Source organism: Methylobacterium sp. 4-46 (assembly GCF_000019365.1).
In the GTDB taxonomy this organism is placed as follows: domain Bacteria; phylum Pseudomonadota; class Alphaproteobacteria; order Rhizobiales; family Beijerinckiaceae; genus Methylobacterium.
On the sequence record NC_010511.1, the window covers coordinates 732,241 to 757,613 of the forward strand.

20 protein-coding genes are annotated in these 25,373 nt (G+C 73.8%); 16 read left to right on the forward strand and 4 right to left on the reverse strand.

The annotated features are described in order from the left end of the window. The first annotated feature begins 59 nt into the window (after positions 1-59). From M446_RS03095 to M446_RS03115, 5 genes are all read left to right on the forward strand, one after another. A complete protein-coding gene (locus M446_RS03095) occupies positions 60-1,052 on the forward strand; it encodes a class I SAM-dependent DNA methyltransferase (RefSeq protein WP_012330608.1) in 993 nt (330 codons plus the stop codon). Between the two features lie 103 nt (positions 1,053-1,155). Further along, a complete protein-coding gene (pyrH, locus tag M446_RS03100; RefSeq protein ID WP_012330609.1) occupies positions 1,156-1,878 on the forward strand; it encodes a UMP kinase in 723 nt (240 codons plus the stop codon). Between the two features lie 135 nt (positions 1,879-2,013). After that, positions 2,014-2,577 carry a ribosome recycling factor gene (gene frr / locus M446_RS03105; protein WP_012330610.1) on the forward strand — a complete coding sequence of 188 codons (564 nt, stop codon included), beginning with the start codon at positions 2,014-2,016 and terminating at the stop codon, positions 2,575-2,577. A gap of 73 nt (positions 2,578-2,650) precedes the next feature. Beyond that, entirely contained in the window at positions 2,651-3,454 is an 804-nt protein-coding gene (locus M446_RS03110) for an isoprenyl transferase (protein ID WP_012330611.1), read from the forward strand. Continuing rightward, positions 3,454-4,299 carry a phosphatidate cytidylyltransferase gene (locus M446_RS03115; protein WP_012330612.1) on the forward strand — a complete coding sequence of 282 codons (846 nt, stop codon included), beginning with the start codon at positions 3,454-3,456 and terminating at the stop codon, positions 4,297-4,299. The genes M446_RS03110 and M446_RS03115 overlap by 1 nt, the downstream gene beginning before the upstream one ends. 49 nt (positions 4,300-4,348) lie before the next feature. Here the strand turns inward: M446_RS03115 and M446_RS03120 are convergent, their stop codons facing one another. After that, a complete protein-coding gene (locus M446_RS03120) occupies positions 4,349-6,346 on the reverse strand; it encodes a methyl-accepting chemotaxis protein (protein ID WP_012330613.1) in 1,998 nt (665 codons plus the stop codon). Between the two features lie 246 nt (positions 6,347-6,592). On the opposite strand from M446_RS03120, the gene dxr reads away from it, so the two are divergent. The 3 genes from dxr (at position 6,593) to bamA (ending at position 12,121) form a co-directional block, all read left to right on the forward strand. Next, the gene (dxr, locus tag M446_RS03125) at positions 6,593-7,753 is read left to right on the forward strand and encodes a 1-deoxy-D-xylulose-5-phosphate reductoisomerase (RefSeq protein WP_012330614.1); all 1,161 of its coding nucleotides are present in this window, start codon (positions 6,593-6,595) and stop codon (positions 7,751-7,753) included. Positions 7,754-8,116: 363 nt separating this feature from the next. Continuing rightward, entirely contained in the window at positions 8,117-9,277 is a 1,161-nt protein-coding gene (gene rseP / locus M446_RS03130) for an RIP metalloprotease RseP (RefSeq protein WP_012330615.1), read from the forward strand. A gap of 354 nt (positions 9,278-9,631) precedes the next feature. Further along, positions 9,632-12,121 (forward strand): outer membrane protein assembly factor BamA, encoded by a 2,490-nt coding sequence (gene bamA, locus M446_RS03135; RefSeq protein ID WP_012330616.1) that lies wholly within the window; start codon positions 9,632-9,634, stop codon positions 12,119-12,121. Between the two features lie 417 nt (positions 12,122-12,538). On the opposite strand, the gene M446_RS03140 is transcribed toward bamA, so the two are convergent. Next, positions 12,539-13,429, reverse strand: coding sequence for a LysR family transcriptional regulator (locus tag M446_RS03140; protein WP_012330617.1), 891 nt, complete (start codon positions 13,427-13,429; stop codon positions 12,539-12,541). Between the two features lie 443 nt (positions 13,430-13,872). Here M446_RS03140 and M446_RS03145 point away from each other — a divergent pair, with 443 nt between their 5' ends. The 6 genes from M446_RS03145 (at position 13,873) to lpxB (ending at position 19,260) form a co-directional block, all read left to right on the forward strand. Further along, positions 13,873-14,568, forward strand: a complete 696-nt coding sequence (locus M446_RS03145; RefSeq protein ID WP_012330618.1) for a type 1 glutamine amidotransferase domain-containing protein — start codon at positions 13,873-13,875, stop codon at positions 14,566-14,568. Positions 14,569-14,756: 188 nt separating this feature from the next. Continuing rightward, complete coding sequence (lpxD, locus tag M446_RS03150; protein ID WP_012330619.1) at positions 14,757-15,815, forward strand: UDP-3-O-(3-hydroxymyristoyl)glucosamine N-acyltransferase; 1,059 nt, start codon at positions 14,757-14,759, stop codon at positions 15,813-15,815. A 109-nt stretch (positions 15,816-15,924) separates the two neighbouring features. Further along, positions 15,925-16,422: a 3-hydroxyacyl-ACP dehydratase FabZ gene (gene fabZ, locus M446_RS03155; RefSeq protein ID WP_012330620.1), complete on the forward strand. Its 498-nt coding sequence runs from the start codon at positions 15,925-15,927 to the stop codon at positions 16,420-16,422. Next, positions 16,419-17,246, forward strand: coding sequence for an acyl-ACP--UDP-N-acetylglucosamine O-acyltransferase (gene lpxA, locus M446_RS03160; protein WP_012330621.1), 828 nt, complete (start codon positions 16,419-16,421; stop codon positions 17,244-17,246). The genes fabZ and lpxA overlap by 4 nt, the downstream gene beginning before the upstream one ends. Positions 17,247-17,254: 8 nt before the next feature. Next, on the forward strand, positions 17,255-18,097 hold the full coding sequence (locus M446_RS03165) for an LpxI family protein (protein ID WP_012330622.1): 843 nt from the start codon (positions 17,255-17,257) through the stop codon (positions 18,095-18,097). Further along, positions 18,094-19,260: a lipid-A-disaccharide synthase gene (gene lpxB / locus M446_RS03170; RefSeq protein ID WP_012330623.1), complete on the forward strand. Its 1,167-nt coding sequence runs from the start codon at positions 18,094-18,096 to the stop codon at positions 19,258-19,260. Before M446_RS03165 ends, lpxB begins: the two co-directional genes overlap by 4 nt. Before the next feature lie 55 nt (positions 19,261-19,315). Here lpxB and gltA read toward each other — a convergent pair whose 3' ends face one another. Both gltA and gltX read right to left on the reverse strand, forming a co-directional pair. Then, on the reverse strand, positions 19,316-20,608 hold the full coding sequence (gene gltA, locus M446_RS03175; RefSeq protein WP_012330624.1) for a citrate synthase: 1,293 nt from the start codon (positions 20,606-20,608) through the stop codon (positions 19,316-19,318). 315 nt (positions 20,609-20,923) lie between these two features. Continuing rightward, on the reverse strand, positions 20,924-22,351 hold the full coding sequence (gltX, locus tag M446_RS03180; RefSeq protein WP_210161185.1) for a glutamate--tRNA ligase: 1,428 nt from the start codon (positions 22,349-22,351) through the stop codon (positions 20,924-20,926). A 128-nt stretch (positions 22,352-22,479) separates the two neighbouring features. Between gltX and M446_RS03185 the strand changes: the two genes are divergently transcribed. Both M446_RS03185 and M446_RS03190 read left to right on the forward strand, forming a co-directional pair. Then, positions 22,480-24,696 (forward strand): ComEC/Rec2 family competence protein, encoded by a 2,217-nt coding sequence (locus tag M446_RS03185; protein WP_012330626.1) that lies wholly within the window; start codon positions 22,480-22,482, stop codon positions 24,694-24,696. A gap of 351 nt (positions 24,697-25,047) precedes the next feature. Then, entirely contained in the window at positions 25,048-25,338 is a 291-nt protein-coding gene (locus M446_RS03190; RefSeq protein WP_012330627.1) for a hypothetical protein, read from the forward strand. Positions 25,339-25,373 lie beyond the last annotated feature (35 nt).

Sequence of the window (25,373 nt, forward strand, 5' to 3'; positions counted from 1 at the left end):
CCCTGCCGACCTGCCCTGCCGACCTGCCCTGCCGACCTGCCCTGCCGACCTGCCCTGCCATGACCGTGCCGCTCCGCTCCTCCGGCGACCTCCTCGCCGACCGCCGCTACGTCTGGGCCGAGGCGGCCCTCGCGGAGGGCGACGCGGCCGCCGCGGCCGACCTCGCCGAGCAGGTGCTGACCCTGGTGCCGGACTACGTGCCGGCCTGGCTGCTGCTCGGGCGCGCCCGCGAGGCGCAGGCGGGGGACGACCCGGCGGCGCGGGAGCGGGCGCGGCACGCCTTCGCGGCGGCCCTCGACCTCGACCCGGACGACGCGCTCGGCGCGCGGCTGCGCCTCGCCGAACTCGGCGCGCAGGCGGGCGAGGCCGCCCTGTCGCCCGCCTACGTGCGGGCGCTGTTCGACGGCTATGCGGGCCGCTTCGAGCGCCACCTCGTCGAGGGGCTCGGCTACCGCGCCCCGGCGATGCTCCGGGACGCGCTCCTGGCGACGGGCCACCCGCTTCCCTTCCGGCGCGCCCTCGACCTCGGCTGCGGCACCGGCCTCGCGGCCCGCGCCCTCGACGACCTCGTCGTCGCCATCGAGGGCGTCGACCTCTCGCCCGGCATGCTGGCCGAGGCGCGGCGCCTGGGGCGCTACGCGGCCCTGCACGAGGGCGACCTCACCGCCTTCCTGGCCGGCCAGCCCGCCGGAGGGGCCGACCTCGTCGTGGCGGCGGACGTCTTCGTGTATCTGCGCGCGCTGGGGCCGGCCTTCGCGGGCGTGGCGCGCGCCCTCGCCCCGGGCGGGCTCTTCGCCTTCACGCTGCAGGCCCATGCGGGCGAGGGTGCGGTGCTCGGCAGCGACGGGCGCTACGCCCACGGCGAGGCGCTGGTGCGCGCGGAGGCGGCCGCAGCGGGGCTCGCGATCCTGCGGCTGGAGGCGGCCTCGACCCGCCGCGAGCGCGGGGCCGAGGTGCCGGGCTGGCTCGCGGTGCTGGGGCGGGCGACCCACGGGCCGTCGGCCGCCGAGGCGGCGGGAGGGCCGGCCGGCAGCCCCGCCCTCGCGCCGTGAGGATGCCCCCGGGAGGCTCCCGCGGGGCGGGACGATCCCGCCTCGACGCACCAGCCCCCCCGGGGTAGAACCCGCCCGCGCCCGATTTCCCCTAGGAGGCCCCATGTCGGAGACGACGCCGTTTCGCCGCGTCCTCGTGAAACTCTCCGGCGAGGCCCTTCAGGCCCCGGACGGCTACTGGCTCCACCCGCCGACCCTCGCGGCCCTCGCCGAGGACATCGCCCAGACGCTGCAGGCCGGGATTCAGGTGGCGCTGGTGGTCGGGGGCGGCAACGTGATCCGCGGCGCACGGGTCTCGGCGGCGGGCTGGATCGACCGGGCCACCGGCGATTCCCTCGGCATGATCGCCACCGTGATGAACTCGCTGGCCCTGGAGACGGCGCTCAACGCCGCGGGCGTCACCGCCCGCACCATGTCGGCGGTGTCGATGCCGACCATCTGCGAGACCTACGCGCGCCAGCCCGCCCTGCACCACCTCGACAAGGGACAGGTCGTGGTCCTGGCGGGCGGCACCGGCAACCCCTACTTCACGACCGACACCGCCGCGGTGCTGCGCGCCGCCGAACTCAAGTGCGACGCGGTGCTGAAGGCGACCCAGGTCGACGGCGTCTACTCGGCCGATCCCAAGCAGGATCCCAGGGCCGTGCGCTACGACCGGCTCACCCACGACGAGGCCATCGCCCGCGACCTCAAGGTGATGGACACCGCCGCCTTCGCGCTCGCCCGCGAGAGCCGGCTCGCCCTCGTCGTCGGCTCCGTCCACGCGCCGAGTTCGGTGACGGCGATCCTGACCGGCCGGGCCCCCGCCACCCGCGTGGTGCCGTGACGCGGCGCGGCCCGGAAACGACCAGCGCCGGAGCCATTTGCGACAGGTCGGGTTTTGGTTCATTGAAGCCGGAACGAGGGGCGGGCGCCCGGGGCGCCGGCTCCGCGCGCAGGCTCCGTCTCGGGAAGAGCAGGAATGGCCACCCCCACCTTCGATCTCGCCGACATCAAGCGCCGCATGCAGGGCGCCGTGAACTCGCTCAAGCACGACCTCGGCTCGCTGCGGACGGGCCGGGCGAGCCCCACCCTGCTCGATCCGATCCAGGTCGAGGCCTACGGCGCGGCGATGCCGATGGCCCAGGTCGCGACGATCAGCGTGCCGGAGCCGCGCCTCCTCAGCGTCGCGGTCTGGGACCGCGGCATGGTGAGCGCGGTCGAGAAGGCGATCCGCGAATCCGATCTCGGCCTCAACCCGATGACCGAGGGCCAGACCATCCGGCTGCGCATCCCCGAGATGAACGAGCAGCGCCGCAAGGAGATGGTGAAGGTCGCGCACAAATACGCCGAGGAGGCCCGCGTCGCCGTCCGCCACGTGCGCCGCGACGGCCTCGACCTGCTCAAGAAGCTGGAGAAGGACGGCGCCATCAGCCAGGATGACGAGAAGCGCCAGGCCGATCAGGTGCAGAAGGTCACCGATCAGCACATCGCCGAGGTCGATCAGACCTTGGCCGCGAAGGAAAAGGAGATCATGCAGGTCTGATCGGGATCGGCAGGGATCTTCCACAACGGGTGCGCACGGGCCGGCAGGGCCCGTCCGACAGGTCGGGGCGGGGATGGCGGGCGACGGCAAGACGGCACTCCTCGCGGACGCGCAGACGAGCGCGGGCCAGTCGAACGGTGGCCAGTCGAACGGCGGCAAGGCGCGCGACATCCCGGCGCACGTCGCCATCATCATGGACGGCAACGGGCGCTGGGCCGCCCGCCGCGGCCTGCCGCGCGCGGAGGGCCACCGCCGCGGCGTCGAGGCGGTGCGGCGGGCCGTGCGCGCCGCGCTCGAATTCGGCATCGGCTACCTCACGGTCTACAGCTTCTCGTCCGAGAACTGGCGCCGGCCCGCGGCGGAGGTCGCCGACCTGATGGGGCTGCTCAAGCTGTTCGTGCGGCGCGACCTCGCCGACCTGCACGCGAACGGCGTGCGGGTGCGGATCATCGGCGCCCGCGAGGGCCTGCCCGCGGACATCGCCGCCCTGCTGCGCGAGGCCGAGGAGCGCACCGCCGCCAATACCCGGCTCACCCTGGTGGTCGCCTTCAACTATGGCGGGCGCCAGGAGATCGTCCGCGCGGTGCAGTCCCTTGCGCGGGCCGTGCAGGAGGGGCGGCTCGCCCCCGAGGCGATCGACCTCGACGCCGTGGCGGGCGCCCTCGACACGCGGGGGATCCCCGACCCCGACCTGGTGATCCGCACCTCGGGCGAGCAGCGGGTGTCGAACTTCCTCACGTGGCAGACCGCCTACTCGGAATTCGTGTTCCTGCCGGACCTGTGGCCGGATTTCGACCGCGCCGCCTTCGCGGCGGCGATCGACGCCTATCAGGGCCGCGAGCGCCGCTTCGGCGGGCTCTCCGCGCAGGCGGGCTGATGGCGCCCCCCGGCAAGGTCCCGGCCGGCCGCGCGGGCTGGCCGGCGAGCGAGCTCGGGCTGCGCGCCGTCTCGGGCGCCGTGCTGGGCCTCGCGGTGCTGGCCGCCACGCTCACCGGCGGCTGGCTCTTCGCCCTGGTCTGGCTCGCGGCCGGGCTCGCCATCGTGGGCGAGTGGCTCGCCATCACGGGAACGCGGCCCTACCGGCCCCTGCTCGGCCTCGCCGGGCTGGTGCTGGCCGGGCTCGTCGCCGGGGCGCGGCTCGGGGCGCCCGCGCCCTGGCTCGCCGCCGGCGCCGGGGCGGGCGCCGCGCTGCTCGCGCTCCTGGCCCGGCCGCCTGCCGGCCGGCTCTGGGCCCCCTTGAGCCTCGCCTGCGCGGGCGTCGTCGCCCTCGTGCCCGTGCTGCTGCGCGACGATCCCCGCATCGGGCTCGCCGGGCCGCTCTGGCTGTTCGGCACGGTCTGGACCACCGACATCGCCGCCTACTTCACCGGCCGGGCGCTGGGCGGCCCCAAGCTCTGGCCGGCGGTGAGCCCGAAGAAGACCTGGTCGGGCTTCTGCGGGGGACTCCTCGGCGCCACCCTGGTGGGCGGCGCCATCGCGGCGAACGCCGCCCATCTGGGCGGGGCGGCGAGCCTGCCCGCGGCCTCCGCCCTGCTCCTCTCGGCGCTGGGCTCGGTGCTGAGCCAGGGCGGCGACCTCGCCGAATCCGCCCTCAAGCGGGCCTACGGCGCCAAGGATTCCGGCCGCCTGATCCCGGGCCACGGCGGCGTCATGGACCGGCTCGACGGGTTCTTCGCCGTGGCGCTGCTCGCCGGGCTGATCCTGGCCCTGCAGGCCGGGTGAGGGCCCGCAGGGCCGGCGGCTGCGCCGGCGGCGGCTACGCCGGCGGCGGCTACGCCGCCTGGATGGCGTCGAGGAAGTCGTCGACCTCCCGCTTCACCGTCAGGGATTGCGAGGCGAGTTCGGCCGCCGCCGCGAGAACCTGCGAGGCCGCGCCGCCCGTCTCGCTCGCCGCGCTGAGCACCCGGGTCGCGCTGGCGGAGACGTCCTGCGTGCCCCGGGCCGCCTCGCCGGCATTGCGCGAGATCTCGTTCGTGGCGGCGGTCTGCTCCACCACGGTCGAGGCGATGGTGCCGGTGATCTCGTTGATCGACGCGATGGTGGCGCCGATCTGCCGGATCGCCGCGGCGGCCTGCTGCGTGGCCGCCTGGATCGCCGCGATCTGCCCGCCGATCTCGTCGGTCGCCCGGGCGGTCTGACCGGCGAGCTCCTTGACCTCGGCGGCGACGACCGCGAAGCCGCGCCCCGCCTCCCCGGCCCGGGCGGCCTCGATGGTCGCGTTCAGGGCCAGCAGGTTGGTCTGGCTGGCGATCGAGGAGATCATCGCCACGGCCGCGCCGATGCGCTCGGCCGCCTCGCTCAGGGAGGCCATGCTGGCGTTGGTCGCCTCGGCCTCCCGCGTCGCCAGGGTGGCGACCTCGCTGGAGCGCAGCACCTGCCGCTCGACCTCCTGGAGCGAGGCCACCATCTCCTCGGCGGCGGTCGCGACCATGCGGACATTCGCGGCGGTCTGCTCGGCGGCGGTGCTCGACGCGGCGGCCTGCTGGTTCGTCCCGTCGGCGACCCGCGTCATCCCGCGGGCGGTGGCGTCGAGCTCGGTCGCGGCCGAGGTCACGATCTCGAGCGCCCCCGCGATGCGCTGCTGGAAGCCGCGTACGAGTGCGTCGACCCGGTCGGCCCGCCGCTGGCGGGCGGATTGCGCCTCGGCCTGGGCCGCCTCAAGGGCGATGCGGTCAAGGGCGTTGCGGCGGAAGACCTCGACGGCCGCGGCCATGCGGCCCATCTCGTCGGACGTCCCCTGAGCCGGCACCTCGACACCCATGTCGCCCTCCGCGAGGCGCCGCATCGTCTCGGTCATCCCGATGATCGGCCGGACGATGCTGCGCGCGATCAGGACGGCGAGCGCGGCGCCGAGGACGAGGACCAGCCCGACCAGGACGAGCTGGGTCAGGCGCGCGGCCTCCACGGCGGCGGCGGCCTCGGCCCGCGACGTGGTGACGACCTCCTGGAGCTTGCCCTGGACGTGGCTCGCGTCCTCGGAGATCGCGGCGACCGCCGGCTTGATGCCGGATTCGTAGGCCGTCCGGGCCTCGGCCATGGCGGCGAAGGTGGAGCCGAACGCCGCCGCGTAGGCGGCGAGCGCGCCCTCGACGGCGCGGATCGCCGCCGCGGAGACGCTCTTGGAGTCGGTGCGCCGAAGCAGTTCGAGCGCGTCCCGCGTCTTGCCGGCATGGGTCCGGAAGGTGATCGCCCCGTTCGGATCCAGGGTGGCGAGGAAGCGCCAGTTCGCGACCTGCGTCAGGAGCACGGCCGCCTCGACCGCGCCCACCTGCGCGACCTGCGCGGCGCTGTCCCGCTCCCAGATCTCCGCCGTCAGCACGCCGGTGAGCCGCGTCAGCTCGTCGCCTCCCTTGAGGAGCCTGTCCTTCTCGCGCAGGATCGTCCGGCCGGCCTCGGCGAGGCGGTCGATCTGCGTCCTCAGTTGCCGGGCGTTCCCGTTGATCCGCAGGTAGATCTGCCGCCGCTCGGCGGTGAGCGCCTGGTCGACCATCCGCAGGCTCAGTTCCTCGAGGGCACCGCGGCTCTCCTCCATCCGGGTGATCATCTCGGGCGACCAGGTCGCCCGGTAGACCTCGGATTGCTCGGTGAGGCGGGCCGCCAGCGCGGTGGCGTTCGAAGCCCGGCGGGTCCGCGCCTCGAGCCCCTCGCGCGTTTCGTAACTGTCGATGGTGAGGCGCTGCTGCCGCGCGGAGAACACACCCAGTGCGGCCGTGAGCAGCACCAGGAAGCCGAAGCCCGCGTAGAGTCGCCACCGAATTCCCAGCCTCATAACCTCTTCACCTCGCCGTTTTTCCGCAAGGTCATGAAGGTCCGGTTCGGTTAACAAAACGCTCTCTACAGCGTGGCCCGGATCGAAATCTTGATCACGCGCCACCATGCGGGTGCCGGGCGTCGGCTCCCGGCGGACGGGCGCCGCGCCCCGGGCGCGGGCGCACGGGCGGGTGCGAAACCGGACGGATTGCCGATCGGCCCTCCGCTTCGATATGGCTTCCGGGACCAGTGAGGATCTCAGACCTTGACGCGCACCGTCACCGTGCTCGGGGCGACCGGCTCCATCGGGCGCTCCACCGCCGACCTCCTCGACCAGCACCGCGACCGCTTCCGGGTCGCCGCGGTGGCGGGGGGCAGGGACGCCGCCTCCCTGGCCCGCGTCGCCCGCGCGCTCGGGGCCGAGTTCGCGGCCCTCGCCGATCCGGAGGGCGGGCCGGCCCTGCGGGACGCCCTCGGGGGCAGCGGCATCGCCTGCGGGGCCGGGCCGGAGGCGGTGGTCGAGGCGGCGAGCCGCGAGGCCGACCTCGTCGTGGCGGCGGTGAGCGGCGCGGCGGGGCTCGGCCCGACCCACGCGGCGATCCGGCTCGGGCGCACCGTCGCCCTCGCCAACAAGGAGAGCCTCGTCTGCGCGGGCGACGCCTTCATGCGCGACGCGCGGCGCTACGGGGCCCGCATCCTGCCGATGGATTCCGAGCACAACGCCCTCGCCCAGGCGATCGGCGAGGGCAAGGTCGAGGACATCACCCGGATGACCATCACGGCCTCGGGCGGGCCCTTCCGCACGGCCCCGCGCGAGACCATCGCGGCGGCGAGCGCCGCCCAGGCCGCCGCCCACCCGACCTGGTCGATGGGCATGAAGATCAACATCGATTCCGCCACCCTGATGAACAAGGGCCTCGAACTCGTCGAGGCGCACCACCTCTTCGCCATCGAGGCCGAGCGGCTCGACGTCGTGGTCCACCCCCAATCCATCGTCCACGGCCTGGTGACGTGGCGGGACGGGGCGGTGACGGCCGGGCTCGCGATGCCGGACATGCGGGTGCCGATCGCCCATTGCCTCGGCATCGGCGAGCGCCTGACCGTCGCGCGGGGGCGCCCCGTCGACCTCGCCGCCACCGGCAGCCTCACCTTCGAGCGACCGGACGAGGAGCGCTTCCCCTGCCTGCGCATCGCGAAGGCCGCGCTCGCCACGGGCGGCGCGCAGCCGACGGTGATGAACGCCGCCAACGAGATCGCGGTCGCGGCGTTCATCGCCGGGCGCATCGGCTTCTACGACATCGCCGCCCTCGTCGAGCGGGCCTGCGCGGCCTTCGCGGCCCGCTTCCCCGCCGCCCCGGCCGACGTCGGGGAGGCGCTCGCCATGGACGACGAGGTGCGGCGCTGGAGCGCGCAGGCCCTCGGCTGACCGGCACCGCGCCATCCGGCCGAGAATCCCGCTCCCGCATCGTGCCCGGCGCCGAAATCGCCGCCGAAGTCGCCGCCGAAGCGGCCGCGCCTCAGGCGCACGGTGGCGTGCCGCCCGAGCGCGCCGTTAACCGCGGCCGGAGCCGGGCGGGGGCGGCGCATCCGCGCCCTGTCCTCGGCGCACGGGAAGCGGTATGACAGGCGGATGCGCGCCCGGGCCCTCGGCCCCGGACGCCCGGGGCGGAAGCCGGTCGCGGCCGGACCGCGCCCCGGGTCTTGATTTTGCCGCACGTCCCGACGGACCGGCCCCCGGCTTGGTCGGGACGTGCACTGAGAGGAACCGGCGGATGCCGGGCGGGCCGACATGACCTTTCTCAACGCCCTGACGGAGACGACCGGCAGCCTCCTCTACATCGTGCCGTCGTTCCTGTTCGTGCTGACCGTGGTGGTGTTCATCCACGAACTCGGCCACTTCCTGGTCGGCCGCTGGTGCGGCGTCGGGGTGACGAGCTTCTCGATCGGCTTCGGGCCGGAGATCGCCGGCTTCACCGACCGGCGGGGCACGCGCTGGAAGCTCTCGGCGATCCCGCTCGGCGGCTACGTCAAGTTCGTGGGCGACCAGAACGGCGCCAGCGTGCCCGACCCCGACAGCCTCGCGCGGATGAGCGCGGACGAGCGCGCGATCAGCTTCCACACCCAGCCGGTCTGGAAGCGCATCGCCATCGTGGCGGCCGGTCCGGCGGCGAATTTCCTGCTCGCCGTGCTGGTCTTCGCCGGCTCGATCTACGCCCTCGGGCGCATGGAGGTGACGCCGCTCGTCTCCGGGATCCAGCCCGGCAGCGCCGCCGCGCGGGCCGGCTTCCAGGTCGGCGACGTCGTCCAGGCGATCAACGGCCGGCCGGTGACGCACTTCGCCGACATGCAGCGGATCGTCTCGGGCAGCGGCGGCGAGACGCTCCGCGTCACGGTCGAGCGCGGGGGCGTGCGCACCACCCTGGAGGCCGTGCCCGACACCGTGCAGGAGAAGACGCCCTTCGGCACCCACCGCCTCGGGCGGCTCGGGATCCAGGGCCCGCGCGACGCCGCCGACGTCAAGCTCGCCCGCTACGGCCTGGTGGATTCCCTCAGGATCGGCGTCTCCGAGACCTACTACGTGGTCGAGCGCACCTTCGACTACATGGGCAAGCTGATCACCGGGCGCGAATCGGCCGACCAGCTCTCCGGCCCGATGGGCATCGCCCGGGTCTCGGGCCAGGCCGCCAAGGCCGGGGGCCTCTCGGCGGTGATCGGCCTCATCGCGGTCCTGTCGGTCTCGATCGGGCTCATCAACCTGTTCCCGGTCCCGCTTCTCGATGGCGGCCACCTGATGTTCTACGCCGTCGAGGTCCTGCGCGGCCGCCCCCTGAGCGAGCGTGCCCAGGAAATCGGCTTCCGCATCGGCCTCGCCCTCGTGCTCATGCTCATGCTGTTCGCCACCTGGAACGATATCGTGCAGATCGGCACCTCCTGGACCCGCGGAACCTGAGGCCCGCGCCGGGAGAAGCTGGCAATTCGAGCGATCGCGTTCAGCCTTTCCGCACAGGTCCCGACATAAATTCGTCGGGATCATGGGCGCTCATCTGCGCGAATCCCGATCTGGGCCGGCGCGCGACGGCGGTGCTTCAGGGCTTGCTGACTCTGCCGCGCGAAAGCCGGCGGGGATCCCGTGACAGGAAGGCCACGTCCCCCCAAAATCCCGGTCCGATGCGAGCTTGGCGTTTGCTTCGCGGGGGATTCTCAGTAGAAGCGGGCGAGGACCAGACGGTCCCCGCCCTCCTCGCAGAGGGTCGGCGACCCGCGGGTGCGAACCCGGACCGATAAAAAAGAGACGGGCCATTTGATGATGTCGATGACAGGGAAGCGCGCGCGCGTGTCGGCCACTGGCGCCATCATGATGGCAGCCGGACTGGCCGCGGGTGGCGCGCAGGCGCAGCAGGTCGTCGTGCAGGGCAACAGCCGCGTCGACGCCGACACGGTGCGGTCCTACGTGACCGGCGTGTCGCCCGAGGAGGCCCGGCGCAATCTGATCGCGAGCGGGATGTTCTCGGACGTCCGGGTTTCCCAGAGCGGCGGCCGCACCGTGGTGACGGTGCGGGAGAACAACACGATCAACCGCGTCGTCTTCGAGGGCAACAAGAAGGTCGAGAAGAGCACTCTCGAGAGCATCGTCGAGGCGAAGTCCCGCGCGGGCTTCAACCCCGCCGTGGTCCAGTCCGACGTCGAGCGCATCCGCGAGGTCTACCGCCGCTCCGGCCGCGGTCTCGCCAAGGTCTCGTACCGGACGGTGGACCTGCCGAACGGCTCGATCGACGTGATCTACACTATCGACGAGGGCGACAAGACCGGCATCAGGGAGATCCACTTCGTCGGCAATCAGGCCTATTCCGAGGGTCGCCTCAAGGACCTGATGACCTCGACGGAGATGAACCTCCTCAGCTTCGTCAAGACCTCGGACGTCTACGATCCCGACCGGATCGCCAACGACCTCGACCTCGTGCGCCGCTACTACCTGAAGAACGGCTACGCCGATTTCCGGGTCGTCTCCGCGGATGCGCGCTTCGACGAGGGCGCGGGCGGCTGGATCATCACCGTCACGGTGGAGGAGGGTCGGCAGTACCGGGTCGGCGCGGTGGCGATCGACTCGCGGCTCGGCGGCGTCGACGGCGCGACCCTGCGCGACGAGATCCGCACCGAGGTCGGCGACGTCTACAACGCCGAGGACGTGGAGCGCACCCTGACCGGCGTCACCACCGAGGTGGCGCGCCGCGGCTATCCCTTCGCGCAGGTCCGCCCGACCGGCGAGCGCGACCGGGCCTCCGGCACCGTGGCCCTCGGCTTCGTGGTCGAGGACGGCCCGCGCGTCTACGTCGAGCGCATCAACGTCCGCGGCAACACCCGCACCCGCGACTACGTGGTCCGGCGCGAGCTCGATTTCGGCGAGGGCGACGCCTACAACCGCGTCCTCGTGGACCGGGCCGAGCGGCGCCTGAACGGGCTGGGCTTCTTCAAGAAGGTCCGCTTCTCGAACGAGCCGGGCTCGTCGCCCGACCGCGTCGTCGTCAACATCGACGTCGAGGATCAACCCACCGGCTCGTTCTCGGTGGCGGGCGGCTATTCCACGGCCGACGGCGTCATCGGCGAGGTCTCGGTCTCGGAGTCGAACTTCCTCGGCCGCGGCCAGTACGTGCGCCTCGGCGTCTCCGCCGGCCAGTACACCCGCGGCATCGACTTCTCCTTCACCGAGCCGTACTTCCTCGGCTACCGGCTGGCCGCCGGCTTCGACGTGTTCAGCAAGTACAGCGACCTGACCCGCTACTCGCGCTACGTGACCGACGTGACCGGCGGCCAGCTGCGCCTCGGCCTGCCGATCACCGAGGAGTTCGGCATCACGCTGCGCTACTCGCTCTACAACACGACCCTCAAGATCCCGAACACCCTGAAGCGCCCCTACAACGATTGCTCGTTCCCGCTCGCGGGCTACACGGCGGTCAACGCGCTCGGGCAGGCGCTCTACCCGAACTGCGCCTATGACGGCGAGGCCTCGATCGCCCTCAAGGAATCGGTCGGCGACACGCTCACCTCGCTGGCGGGCGTGACCCTGGCCTACTCGACCCTCGACAACCTGCAGCTGCCGCGCAACGGCTTCTACGGCGAGTTGAAGCCCGAATTCGCCGGTCTCGGCGGCGACTCGAAGTTCTTCCGCGTCACCGGCGAGGCCCGCTACTACAAGGAGCTGTGGGAGGACGTCGTCGGCTTCGTGAAGATCCAGGGCGGCCACATCATGCCGACCGAGGGCAACACGCTGCGGATCACCGACCAGTTCTTCCTCGGCCCGTCGCTGGTGCGCGGCTTCGCGCCGAACGGCATCGGCCCGCGCGACATCGGCTCGACCGATTCCCGCTCGAACGCGCTCGGCGGCACCACCTATATCGGCGGCACCGTCGAGGTGCAGTTCCCGATCTGGGGCATCCCGAAGGATATCGGCCTGAAGGGCGCCATCTTCGCGGATGCGGGCACGCTGTTCGGCTACAAGTCCAAGCGCACCTTCGACGTCAACGGCGACGGCATCATCAACGGCTTCAGCCCGGTCGGCGGCTGCAACTTCAACACGTTCACGATCGGCGTAGAGCCCGAATGCGTGAACGTGCGCGACCAGGCGACTCTGCGCTCCTCGGTCGGTGCCTCGATCCTCTGGAACTCGCCGCTGGGCCCGATCCGCTTCGACTACGCCTACGCCCTCACCCGGGACGAGGGCGTGCTGACGGCGGGCGGCAAGGTCGGCAAGGACCAGCTTCAGGCCTTCCGCTTCTCGGGCGGCTCGCGCTTCTGAGCCCTCCCGGACGCGGCAGGGCGCCGCCACGGCGGCGCGCCTCGGCAGGGATGATCGATGCGGCACCCGTTCCCCCCGGAACGGGTGCCGTTCCGTTGAATGCCCCACGCCGCCTCGGACCAGCGGTCATCCGACATCCGACGGATTGCTTCGCCATCTCCGATTTCGGCCATGCGGATGTCGTCCGCGCTCAGGCGCCGCGCTCAGGCGCCGCGCGGGCTTGGGATCCGGGACCCGCTTCGATCAAGCGGATCCCGGATCCCTCCTCATGACCGCTGGTTCCGTTCTCGACGTGTCGCCAAGCCCTTTTTGCGCCAGTCCTTTTTCCACCAAGCCTGTCTCGCCACGCCTTCGGCGTGGCGCCGAGAATTCGCGAGGCTCGACGGCCCGCCGCGCCGGCATCCCGGGTCGTCGGGATCACAGGGCCGGGCCGCCTCGCAGCAGGTGATCCCTGACCGTCACGACGCGCGGCTGGCGAAGCGCGCCCGGGTTCCAGGCCAGGTAGAGGGCGTTGTCCAGCCCCTCGCGGGCGGTCGGCAGCTCGGTCAGCCGCCCCAGCGCCAGCGCCTCGGCGCAGACGTAGTCCGGCAGCACCGTCCATCCCACGCCCGCCACCGCCATGCCGGTCAGGCGGCGCAGGTCGGGCGCCGTCGCGACGGCCTGCAGGTCCGGGAGCCCGTCGAAGACCTGCGCGAAGAAGGGCCGGATCAGCGGCAGGCCCTCGTCGTAGGCGATGCACGGCAGGCCGCGCAGGATGTCGGCCGCGACGATGCGGCCCTTCGCGCGCGCGGCGAGCGCCGGCGCCGCGACCAGCAGCAAGCGCTCGCGGCCCAGTTCGGCGAAGCCGAGGCCCCTGCCCTCCGGCAGCGAGGCGGTGACGGCCAGATCCGCGTGGCCCTCCCCCAGGGCGGCGTAGATGCGGTCGCGGCCCCCCGTCCCGATGCGCAGCCGCAGCCCCTGCGCCACCAGCGGCGCCAGCGCCGGCCCGATGCGCGCGGAGAGGTATTCGGCCGGACCGACCAGGTGCACGGTGCCGGAGAGCTGGCTCGAGCGGGCGCGGGCCGCCGCCATCACCGCGTCGATGCGGTCGAGGGCGGCCGCGACCGAGCGGGCGAGATCGTCGGCCGCCGGCGTCGGGCTCACGCCGCGCGCCTGCCGGACGAAGAGCGGCCTTCCGAGCTGCCCCTCCAGCGCCGCGACGTGGGCCGAGGCCGCCGGCTGGGTGATGCCGAGTTGCCGCGCCGCGCGGGTGATCGAGCCGGCGCGGTCGGCGCAGAGGAAGGTGCGCAAGGAGACGAGGTGGCTCATCGCCGGAAGCGGGCATGGGAATGTCCCCGTTCCCTACCGCGACGGGCGATGCCTGTCCTCTCCCTCGGGCAGGCATGGCCCGGGGGCCGACCCGAGCATGGCGGGGGCCGGTCGCTGGATGGCCCCGCCGCCTCGCCAGGTGGGCAGCCCGCCACGCGGCAGCGGCCTGCGGGTGACCCCGCGGAGCGGTCATCTCGATAGGCGCGACGAGCGCGACCGGATGGCCGCGAAGCGGTCGGCGCGACGGGTCGGCGCTGGGGGAGCCATCGGATCTCTGATCGGTCCTCCCACGAGGAGTGATTTCCGCCGCCGAGTCCGGCTTGGCAAGGTCCGGCTTGGCAAGGTCCGGCTTGGCAAGGTCCGGCGCGGCAAGGCCCGGTCCGGCAAGGTCCGGTCCGGCAAGGTCCGGCTTGGCAAGGTCCGGCTTGGCAAGGAGCACGCACATGGCCCGTTTCAGCATCCTGATGATCGCCACCTCGGCCGCGACGATGGGCGATCCGGCGAAGCCGACCGGCGTCTGGTTCGAGGAACTGGCGACGCCCTATTGCGCGTTCGTGGACGCGGGCGCGGCGGTGACGCTGGCGTCGATCGCCGGCGGACCGGTCCCGATCGATCCGCGCTCGGTCAAGCCGAAGGGCGAGAACGAGGCCGCCGTCGAGCGCTTCCTCGGCGATGCGGCGGCCTCGAAGGCGCTCGCCGAGACGCCTGCCATCGCGGCGATCGACGCCGAGGCCGACGACGCGGTGTTCCTGCCCGGCGGCCACGGCACCATGGTCGACCTGCCGGAGAGCGCGGCCCTGGCCGCGCTGCTCGGCAAGGCGTGGGCGCAGGGCAAGGTGGTCGCCGCCGTCTGCCACGGGCCGGCGGGGCTGGTGAACGCCAAGGCCGAGACCGGCGCGCCGCTGGTGCAGGGCCGCCGCGTGACCGGCTTCACCGACAGCGAGGAGCGCGCCGTGGGCCTCGACGCGGCCGTCCCGTTCCTCGTCGAAACGCGGCTGCGCGAGCTCGGCGGGGTCTACGAGCGCGCGGCCGATTTCCACCCCTTCGCGGTGGCGGACGGCCGGCTCGTGACGGGCCAGAACCCGGCCTCCTCGGCGCTCACCGCCAGGCTGGTCCTCGACGCGCTCGCCGCGCGCTGACCCGCGACGCCCCCGGCGGGACGAGGGAGTCGCCCGCCTCCCGGCCCCGGGGCCCGCCTCCCCGCATCCTCCCGGGCCGGCTCCGCGCGGAGCCGGCCTTTTTCGTTTGTGCCGCCCGGCGCGACCCGCTAGGGCGGGCCTCCGTCGCGGTGCCGTCCGGCCCGCCGGTCCTGCCGCGAGCGCCGAGCATGTCCGACCCGGTCTTCTTCCCCTTCGCCGGCCCGATCTCCCTGGGCGAGGTCGCGGCGCTGGCCGGGGCCGCCCTGCCGGCCGGCCTCGACGGCACCCTCGCGGTCGCGGGCGCCGCTCCCCTGGAGAGCGCCGGGCCGGACGACCTCGCCTACATGGACAATGCCAAGTACGCGGAGGCGCTCGGCCGCACCCGGGCGCGGGCCTGCCTGGTCTCGCCGCGCTTCGCCGCCCGGGTGCCGGAGGGCACGGCCGCGCTGGTGACGCCCCAGCCCTACCGGGGCTTCGCCCAGGTGCTGGCGCGGCTCTTCCCGAGCGCCGCGCGGCCGGGCTCGCTGTTCGGCGCCACCGGCGTCTCGCCGGGCTCCTTCGTGCATCCGGAGGCGCGGCTCGAACCCGGCGTGGTCGTCGATCCCGGGGTGGTGATCGGCCCCGGGGCGGAGATCGGCAGCGGGACCGTGCTGGCGGCCGGGGCGGTGGTCGGGCCGGGCACCCGGATCGGGCGCGGCTGCGCCATCGGGCCGGGCGCCTCGCTGCTCCACGCGCTGGTCGGCAACCGGGTCATCGTCCACGGCGGCGCCCGCATCGGCCAGGACGGGTTCGGCTTCGCCATGGGGGCGGGCGGGCACCTCAAGGTGCCGCAGGTCGGCCGGGTCATCATCCAGGACGACGTCGAGATCGGCGCCAACACCACGATCGACCGCGGCGCCAGCCGCGACACGATCGTCGGCGAGGGCACCAAGATCGACAACCTCGTGCAGATCGCCCACAACGTGGTGATCGGCCGCCACTGCGTGATCGTGGCCCAGGTCGGCATCTCGGGCTCGACCACCCTCGAGGATTACGTGGTGCTGGGCGGCCAGGTCGGCGTCGTCGGGCACCTGCGGATCGGCATGGGCGCGCAGATCGCCGGCTCCAGCAACATCAACAAGGACGTGCCGCCGGGCGCCCGCTGGGGCGGGACCCCGGCCAAGCCGGTGCGCGAGTGGTTCCGCGAGATGACGACGCTCAAGCGGCTCGCCGCGCGCGAGCGCGGGCCGGAGGACACGGACGGCTAGTTCCGCCCCCATACGGCCGCAAAGTCCTTGCATCGGCGGTCGCTTCCTCGCCATTGACGAGGCCCGTCCTCGGCCCGCCGGCCGATCCCGACCATCCTTGAGGCCGCGCATGGAGCCCGACGCGAAGTCCCCGACACCCGGCACGACCGAGACGCCCCGCGAATTGGCAACGGCCGACATCCTGCGGGTGATGGAGCTCCTGCCCCACCGCTACCCGTTCCTGCTCGTCGACAGGATCGTCGAGATCGACGGCGACTCCAGCTGCATCGGCATCAAGAACGTCACCATCAACGAGCCGCAATTCACCGGCCACTTTCCCAAGGTCCCGGTCTTCCCCGGCGTGCTGCTGGTCGAGGGCATGGCCCAGACGGCGGGCGCCATCTGCTGCGCCCACACGCTCACCCGGGACACGCGGCCGAGCCGGGTCTACCTGATGACGATCGACAAGGTGAAGTTCCGCAAGCCCGTCGTGCCCGGCGACACCGTCGAGTACCACATGAGGAAGCTGACGAACCGCCGCACCATGTGGTGGTTCCGGGGCGAGGCGAAGGTCGCGGGCACGCTGGTGGCGGAGGCCGAGATCGGCGCCATGCTGGTGACCGAATGAGCGCCGGCGGCTCCCCGGGCGAGGCGCGCATCCACCCGAGCGCCGTGGTCGAGGACGGCGCGGTGCTCGGCGAGGGCGTGCGCGTCGGTCCCTTCTGCCATGTCGGGCCGGAGGTGCGGCTCGGCGACGGGGTCGAGCTCGTGAGCCACGCGGTGGTGGCGGGCCGCACCAGCGTGGGCGCCCGCACGCGGATCTTCCCCTTCGCGTCGATCGGCCACCCGCCGCAGGACCTGAAGTACCGCGGCGAGCCCTCGAGCCTCACGATCGGGGCCGATTGCCTGATCCGCGAGGGCGTGACGATGAATCCCGGCACGGCCGGCGGCGGCCTGGAGACGGTCGTCGGCGACCGCTGCGCCTTCCTGGCCAACAGCCATGTCGGGCACGATTGCCGGATCGGCGACAACGTCGTGTTCTCGAACAACGTGATGCTCGCCGGCCACTGCACGGTGGGGGATTTCGCCATCCTGGGCGGCGGGGCGGCGGTGATCCAGTTCGCGCGGGTCGGCCCGCACGCCTTCGTGGGCGGCCTCTCGGGGCTGGAGAACGACCTCATCCCCTACGGGATGGCGCTGGGCAACCGGGCCTACCTCTCGGGCCTCAACATCATCGGCCTGCAGCGCCGGGGCTTCTCGCGGGAGGACATCCACGCGCTGCGGCGCGCCTACCGGCTGCTCTTCGCGCAGGAGGGCACGCTGATGGAGCGCGTCGAGGACGTGGCGGCGGAGTTCGAGACGCACCCGATCGTGCAGGAGATCCTCGCCTTCCTGCGCGAGGGCGGCAAGCGCTCGGTCTGCATGCCGCGCGAGACGCCGGGACCGGCCTGAGGCGCGCCATGGCGGGCGGCACCGTGGCGATCGTGGCGGGCGCGGGACGGCTCCCGCTCCTCGTCGCCTCGGCCCTCGACGCGGCGGGGCGCCCCTTCCGGATCCTGGCGATCCGCGGCTTCGCCGACCCGGCGACCCGGCGCCGCGCCCACGCCACCGTCGACCTCCTCGACGTGCGCGGCGCGCTGGCGCGCCTCGACGCGTGGCGGCCCTCGGGCGTGACCCTGGCGGGCGCGGTGTCCCGGCCGAGCCCGGCGGCCCTCCTCAACACGCTCGCGGCCCTGCGCAACCGGGACGAGCTGCGCTCCCTGGCGCAGGGGGGCGACGACCACCTGCTGCGCGGCGTGCTGGCGCTGCTGGAGGAGCACGGGCACCGCATCCTCGGCGTGCACGAACTCGCCCCCGGGTTGATGGCCCCGCCCGGCCCGCTCGGGGCGCGCCGGCCGGACGCCGCCGCCGAGATCTCGGTCGCGACCGGCCGGGCGCTGCTCGCGAGCCTCGCCGCCCACGATGTCGGGCAGGCGGCCGCGGTGGCGGGCCGGCGCGTGCTGGCGGTCGAGGGGCCGGAGGGCACCGACCGGATGCTCGCCCGCGTCCGCGGCCTCGCGCGGCGCCCCCTCGGCCTCGGGCGCCCTCCCGCGGGCCTTGTCCTGGTCAAGCTCGCCAAGAGCGGGCAGGACCTGCGGGTCGACTTGCCGGCGGTGGGCCCGCGCACGGTGCGGGCGGCGGCGGCGGCCGGCTGCGCCGGGATCGCGGTCGGCGCCGGCGACACGCTGATCCTCGACCGCGGCGAGACCGCCGCCCTCGCCGACGCGCTCGGCCTGTTCCTGATCGGCCTGGAGGCGGCGTGACGCGATCCCTGCGAATCTGGCTCGTCGCGGGCGAGGAATCCGGCGACCAGCTCGGCGCCAAGCTGATCCGGGCGCTGCGCGCGGCCGCGCCCGGGCCGCTCGCCCTCGCGGGGGTCGGGGGCGACGCCATGGCGGCGGAGGGCATGCCCTCCCTCTTCCCCCTGGAGGACGTCGCGGTGATCGGCTACCTCGCCGTGGCGGCGCGGATCCGGCTGCTGATGCGGCGCATCCGCGAGACGGTGCGGGCCTGCGTGGCGGCGCGGCCCGACGTGCTCGTCATCATCGACAGCCCGGGCTTCACCCACGCGGTGGCGAGCCGGGTGCGGCGCCGGCTGCCGGAGCTCGCCGTCGTCGATTACGTGAGCCCGAGCGTCTGGGCGTGGCGGCCCTGGCGGGCCAGGACCATGCGCGCCTACGTCGATCACGTGCTGGCGCTGCTGCCCTTCGAGCCGGAGGCGCATCGCCGCCTCGGCGGCCCGGCCTGCACCTATGTGGGCCACCCGCTGATCGAGCGCCTCGCGGAGCTGCGCCCGGACGAGGCCGAGGCGGCCGCGCGCGGGGCCGAGGAGCCGGTCCTCGCCGTGCTGCCGGGGTCGCGCCGCTCCGAGATCGAGCGGCTGATGCCGGTCTTCGGGGCGACCCTGGGGCGGCTGCGGGCGCAGGGGGCGCGCTTCCGGGTCGAATTGCCGGCGGTGGCGCGCCACCGCGCCCTGATCGAGGCGCGGGCCGCCGCCTGGCCGGTGACGCCGCGCCTCGTGGCGGGCGAGGCCGACAAGCACGCCACCTTCCGCCGGGCGCGGGCGGCCCTGGCGGCCTCGGGCACGGTCACCCTCGAACTGGCGCTCGCGGGCGTGCCGATGGTGGTGGCCTACCGGGTTCCGAAGATCGAGGAGGTGATCGTCCGCCGCCTGATCCAGGTGCCGACGATCGTGCTGCCGAACCTGATCCTCGGCGAGAACGCCATCCCCGAGCTGATCCAGGGCGATTGCCGGGCGGAGCGCCTCGCGGAGGCGCTGGGGCCGCTGCTCGCGGGCGGGCCGGCCCGGGAGGCGCAGGACCGGGCCCTGCGCCGCCTCGACGCCGCCATGCGGCTGCCGGACGGGGACGACCCGAGCCGCTCGGCCGCCCGGATCGTGCTGGCGGCGGCGCGCGGGCCGGCGTGAGGGTCCCGCGCCCCGCCGGGCGGGTCGCGGCCCGCCCGGCAGGAGTGCGCCGCGCTCAGCCGCGCTGCGAGATCGACACGTATTCGCGCTTGGGCGGCCCGACATAGAGCTGGCGCGGGCGGCCGATCTTCTGCGAGGGATCCTCGATCATCTCGGCCCATTGCGCGATCCAGCCCACCGTGCGGGCCAGGGCGAACAGCACCGTGAACATCGAGGTCGGGAAGCCCATCGCCTTCAGGGTGATGCCCGAGTAGAAGTCGATGTTCGGATACAGCTTCTTCTCGATGAAGTACTCGTCCTTGAGCGCGATCTGCTCCAGCTCGACCGCCACGTCGAGCAGCGGGTCGTCCTTGATGCCGAGCTCGGCCAGCACCTCGTGGGTGGTCTTGGCCATGATGCGGGCGCGCGGGTCGTAGTTCTTGTAGACCCGGTGACCGAAACCCATCAGGCGGAACGGGTCGTTCTTGTCCTTGGCCTTGGCGATGTATTCCGGGATGCGCTCGGGCCGGCCGATCTCCTCCAGCATCTTGAGCGCCGCCTCGTTGGCGCCGCCATGGGCCGGACCCCACAGGCAGGCGATGCCGGCCGCGATGCAGGCGAAGGGGTTGGCGCCCGAGGAGCCGGCCAGCCGCACCGTCGAGGTCGAGGCGTTCTGCTCGTGATCCGCGTGCAGGATGAAGATGCGGTCGAGGGCGCGCGCCATCACCGGGTTGGCGTGGTACTCCTCGCACGGCACCGCGAAGCACATCCGCAGGAAGTTCGACGTGTAATCGAGCTCGTTCTTCGGATACACGAAGGGCTGGCCGATGGAGTACTTGTAGGCCATGGCCGCCAGGGTCGGCATCTTGGCGATCATGCGCATGGAGGCGATCATGCGCTGCTTCTCGTCCGAGATGTCGGTCGAGTCGTGGTAGAAGGCCGAGAGGGCGCCGACGCAGGCCACCATGATGGCCATCGGGTGCGCGTCGCGGCGGAAGCCCTGGAAGAAGCGGTTCATCTGGTCATGCACCATGGTGTGGCGCGTGACCCGGTAGTCGAAATCGGCCTTCTGGGCCGCGGTCGGCAACTCGCCAAACAGCAGGAGATAGCAGGTCTCCAGGAAGTCGCCGTGCTCGGCGAGCTGCTCGATCGGGTAGCCGCGATAGAGGAGGATGCCCTCGTCGCCGTCGATGTAGGTGATCTTCGACTCGCACGAGGCCGTGGAGGTGAAGCCCGGGTCGTAGGTGAACATCCCGGTCTGGCCGTAGAGCTTGCCGATGTCGAGGACGCTCGGTCCGATCGTGCCGTCCTTCTGCGGCAGCTCCACCTGGCGGCCGTTCACCGTGAGGGTGCTGTGGGGGAAGCTCATGGGGTTTTGGACCCTTTCATCAACGGAATGAGCGTCGGGGCACGGGCCGCGGGACCGGCGCGGTTCGCGGGCGCGGGCGAGGCGGCGGGAACTTTGCTGCAGGTGCTCACTCGCCGACCGGGTTAGCGGATCGACGCAGCGTCTTCAACTGGACCGCCCGAACCGAGTGACAAAATTCACGCGCTGTTCATAAACTCCGCGAGCCCGGGCCGGGCGCCGTTGCCTGGGTCGGGACCGCGCCCGATTCGGGGCGCGGCGCACTGGCATGCCAAAACCGGCAGGCCAAGCAGGAAAAACCGGCAGGCCAAGCAGGAATCAGGCCGCGCGGGCCTGGTCCCGCAGGCGGCCGAGGCTCTCCTCCCGGCCGAGCACCGCCATCACGTCGAAGAGGCCCGGCGAGGTCGCGCGGCCGGTCAGGGCGGCCCGCAGGGGCTGGGCGACGTGGCCGAGCTTCACCGCGGCGGCCTCGGCGAAGTCGCGCACCGCCTGCTCGGTCGAGGCGGCGCTCCAGTCGGGCAGGGCCTCCAGCCGCGGCAGCACGCCCGCGAGCCGCTCGCGCCCGCCATTGCCGAGGAGCCCCTCGGCGCGCTCGTCGAGGGCGAGCGGGCGCGGGGCGTAGAGGTAGTAGGCGCTGTCGAGGAGTTCGATCAGCGTCTTGGCCCGCTCCTTGAGGCCCGGCATCGCGGCGAGGAAGCGCGCGCGCAGGGCGTCGTCGAACCGGGCGGGGAGGCCGCGGGCCGGCCCCTGGCTCGGCAGGATCGCCTCGATCGCCGCCACCAGATCGGCGTCCGACGTCGCCCGGATGTACTGGCCGTTCAGGTTCTCCAGCTTGGCGAAGTCGAAGCGGGCGGGCGAGCGCCCGATCTGCTTGAGGTCGAAGGCCGCCACCATCTCCTCGGTGGAGAACACCTCCTGGTCGCCGTGGCTCCAGCCGAGCCGCACGAGGTAGTTGCGCAGGGCCGCGGGCAGGTAGCCGAGGCCCCGGTAGGCGTCGACGCCGAGCGCCCCGTGGCGCTTGGACAGCTTCGCCCCGTCCGGCCCGTGGATCAGCGGGATGTGCGACATGCTCGGCACGGTCCAGCCGAGGGCGTGGTAGATCTGCGTCTGCCGCGCCGCGTTGGTGAGGTGGTCGTCGCCGCGGATCACGTGGGTGACGCCCATGTCGTGGTCGTCGACCACGACGGCCAGCATGTAGGTCGGCGTGCCGTCCGAGCGCAGCAGCACGAGGTCGTCGAGGTCCTTGTTCTGCCAGACGACGCGGCCCTGGACCTCGTCCTCGACCACGGTCTCGCCCTCGACGGGGGCGCGCAGGCGGATCACCGGCCTGACGCCGGGCGGGGCCTCGGAGGGGTTGCGGTCGCGCCAGCGGCCGTCGTAGCGCAGGGGGCGGCCCTCGCGGCGCGCCGCCTCGCGCATCTCGGTGAGTTCCTCGGGGCTCGCGTAGCAGCGATAGGCCCGCCCCGCCGCGAGCAGGCCCTCGGCCACCTCCCGGTGCCGGGCCGCGCGGGCGAACTGGTAGATCACGTCCCCGTCCCAGTCGAGGCCGAGCCAGGACAGGCCGTCGAGGATGGCCTCGATGGCGGCCTCGGTGGAGCGCTCGCGGTCCGTGTCCTCGATGCGCAGGAGCATCCGGCCGCCGTGCTTGCGGGCGTAGAGCCAGTTGAACAGCGCCGTGCGGCCTCCGCCGATGTGGAGGAAGCCCGTGGGCGACGGGGCGAAGCGCGTGACGACGGAGGACATCAGCAACGGGAACCGGTCAGCAGGAGGTGGGGACGGAGACCGGTGGGCGAAGATAGGTCCGGTCGACCCGTCGGCGACCCGTCCTGTAGCATGCGCGCGACCGGCCGTTAAGAAATCCACGGGGCGCGGCGATGGCGCGCGGAGAGGCGGGGACCGGGCTCGCGGTGCGGAGCGCCGCCGCGCTCGCGGCGGTCGCCCGCCCCGGCGATCTCGCGCGGGGCATCGGGACATGGACGGCGCGCCGCCTCGCCGAGGAGGCGGCGCAGCGCCGCCTGTTTCCCTGGCTCGCCGTCGCCTTCGGGGCGGGCATCCTCCTGGTCTTCGCGGGGGCGGACGGGCCGCCCGCCCCGGCGGCGCCGCTCGTCGTGGCCGGCCTGAGCGCGGCCGCGGCGATCGGCCTGCGCGCCCGGCCGGCCTCGCGCGCGGGCGCCCTCGGGCTCTGCGCCTTCCTGTGCGGCTTTTCGGCGGCGGCCTACCGGATCGGGGACGTGGCGGCCCCGGTCCTCGCCCGGACCTTGGTCGCGCCGCTCGCGGGCTTCGTCGAGGGGCTCGACGAGCGCGAGGAGGGCGCGCGGCTCGTGGTGCGGGTGGTGCGCCTCGGCGACCTTCCCGCCGGGGAGCGGCCGGAGCGGGTGCGCGTGTCCTACCGCAAGGCCGCGCCGCTGCGGCCGGGCGACTTCATCGAGGCGAAGGCGCGGCTGCTGCCGCCCCCGGAGCCGGCGCGGCCGGGCGGCTACGACTTCGCCCGCGACGCCTATTTCCGCGGCATCGGCGCGGTGGGCTCGCTCCTCGGCGCGATCGCGGTGCGGGAGCCGCCCGCCCCGCCTCCCCTCTCGCTGCGCGTCGCCGCCGCGATCGACGACGCCCGCAACGCCCTGACCCGGCGCATCACCGACGCCAATGGCGGCCAGGCCGGGGCGGTCGCCGCGGCCCTCGTCACCGGCAAGCGCGGGCTCATCGACGGGCCCACCAACGACAGCCTGCGGGCGGCCGGGATCTACCACGTCGTGTCGATCTCCGGGCTCCACATGGTGCTGGCGGCGGGGGTGGTGTTCTGGCTCGCCCGGGCGCTCCTCGCCCTCGTCCCGGGCCTCGCCCTGTTCTGGCCGATCAAGAAGATCGCGGCCGGCCTCGGCATGGCCGGGGTGACCGGCTACTGCGTCTTCTCCGGCTGGGACATCGCGGCCGAGCGCTCCCTGATCATGACGCTGATCATGCTGGGGGCGATCCTGGTCGACCGGCCGGCCCTGTCCCTGCGCAACCTCGCCCTCGCGGCCCTGATCGCCCTCGCCCGCGAGCCCGAGGGGCTGCTCGGCCCGAGCTTCCAGATGTCCTTCGCGGCGGTGGCGGGCCTCGTCGCCTGCGCGCGGCTCCTCGACGGGCGGCTCTTCGCGGCGCCGGGGGCCGGGCCGCTCGGGCGCGCCCTCGCCTGGGTCGCCGGCACCCTGGTCGGCACGCTCGCGACGACGCTGGTGGCCCAGGTCGCGACCGCCCCCTTCGCCACCTACCACTTCCAGAACATCCAGCCCTTCGGGGTGGTCGGCAACGCCCTCACCCTGCCCCTGGTCTCGGTGGTGGTGATGCCGGCCGCCGTCCTCGGCATGCTCGCCTACCCCTTCACCCTCGACCGGCCGGTCTGGTGGACCATGGGCCTCGCGGTGCGGGGCATGCTCGACATCTCGGCCTGGATCGCGGGCTTCGACCACGCGGTGGTGATCGTGCCGGCCTTCGGGGCGGGGGCGCTCGGGCTCCTCACCGCCGCGCTCCTGCTCCTGACCCTGCCGAGCCCGCGGCTGCGCGTCCTCGGCGTGCTGCCGGCCCTCGTCGGCGTCGCGCTCGCCGCCAGGGCCGAGCGGCCCGACCTCTACGTCGATCGCGAGGGGGCGGGCGCGGCGCTGCGGGGGGCGGACGGGCGCCTCGCCAGCCTCGGCCGGCCGCCGGCCTTCGGCCTGGAACAATGGCTGCGCGCGGACGGCGATGCCCGCCCGCGCGGCGACCCGAGCCTCGCCCGGGCCGAGCGCTGCGACGCGGTGGGCTGCGTCGCCACCGCCCGCAACGGCTGGCGGGTCGCCCTGGTCAGGGACAAGCGCGCCTTCGAGGCGGATTGCGCCCGGGCCGACATCGTCATCGCGCGGGCGACGGCGCCGCCGGGCTGCGCGGCGCGGCTCGTCCTCGACCGGGCCTTCCTGGCCGCCCACGGCGCCACGACGGTGCGCTTCGCCCCCGAGGGACCGGTCGTGACGACGGCCCGCCGCCCCGGCGGGCAGCCGGCCTGGCGCCCGCCCGCCCCGCCGCTCCCCGCGCCGGCCCCCGCCCCGGAGGCCGAGGAGGCCGAGCGGGAGCCGTGAGCCGGCGCCGCGCGAGGAGCCGGGCAGCTTGCCCTCGCGGATTAAACTGCTTAGCTTCATTCGCAGCCCCCGCCCGGCACCTCCGGTGCGTGCTCGCGAGCGCGGGCTGACGGCCCGCCGGTGCGGGCTCACGGCCCGCCGGTGCGGGCTCACGGCCGTCCCTGCGGGGGCGATCGCGCGGCCCGCAGGGCCGCCGACATCGGGCGCCCCGCCGCGGCACCCCGCGTCTTCGCGCCTGGACCGGGCGCGGAAGGCGCTTTTCCACCGCCCGTCGGACGCGGCCGCCCTCGGCGCCGGTGCGACCGGACCTCCGCGGGCCCCCGGCCCGCTCCCTGCGCGAGAGGACACGCGATGATCGATCACGAGCGCCGCCTGCTCATGAAGGCCGCCCGCACCGAGGAGGGCCGCATCTCGGTGAAGCGCGACCCCGACCGCTCCTGGCCGGGCGACCACAGCCGGCTCTGCGCCCTGGAGAACGAGGGTCACCTGCACTTCCTGGGCGAGCAGGCCGGTCCGCATATCGGCGGCACCTTCGCGGTCTGGCAGATCACCGAGCGCGGGCGCGCCACGCTGCGGCGCAAGGAGGCCGCGCCGCGGGGGCGCGACGCGGTGCCGTTTGGGGTCGAGGCCCGGCAGGGTTAACATGCCTCGCGCCGTCAGCTCGGGCGGCAGGTGGC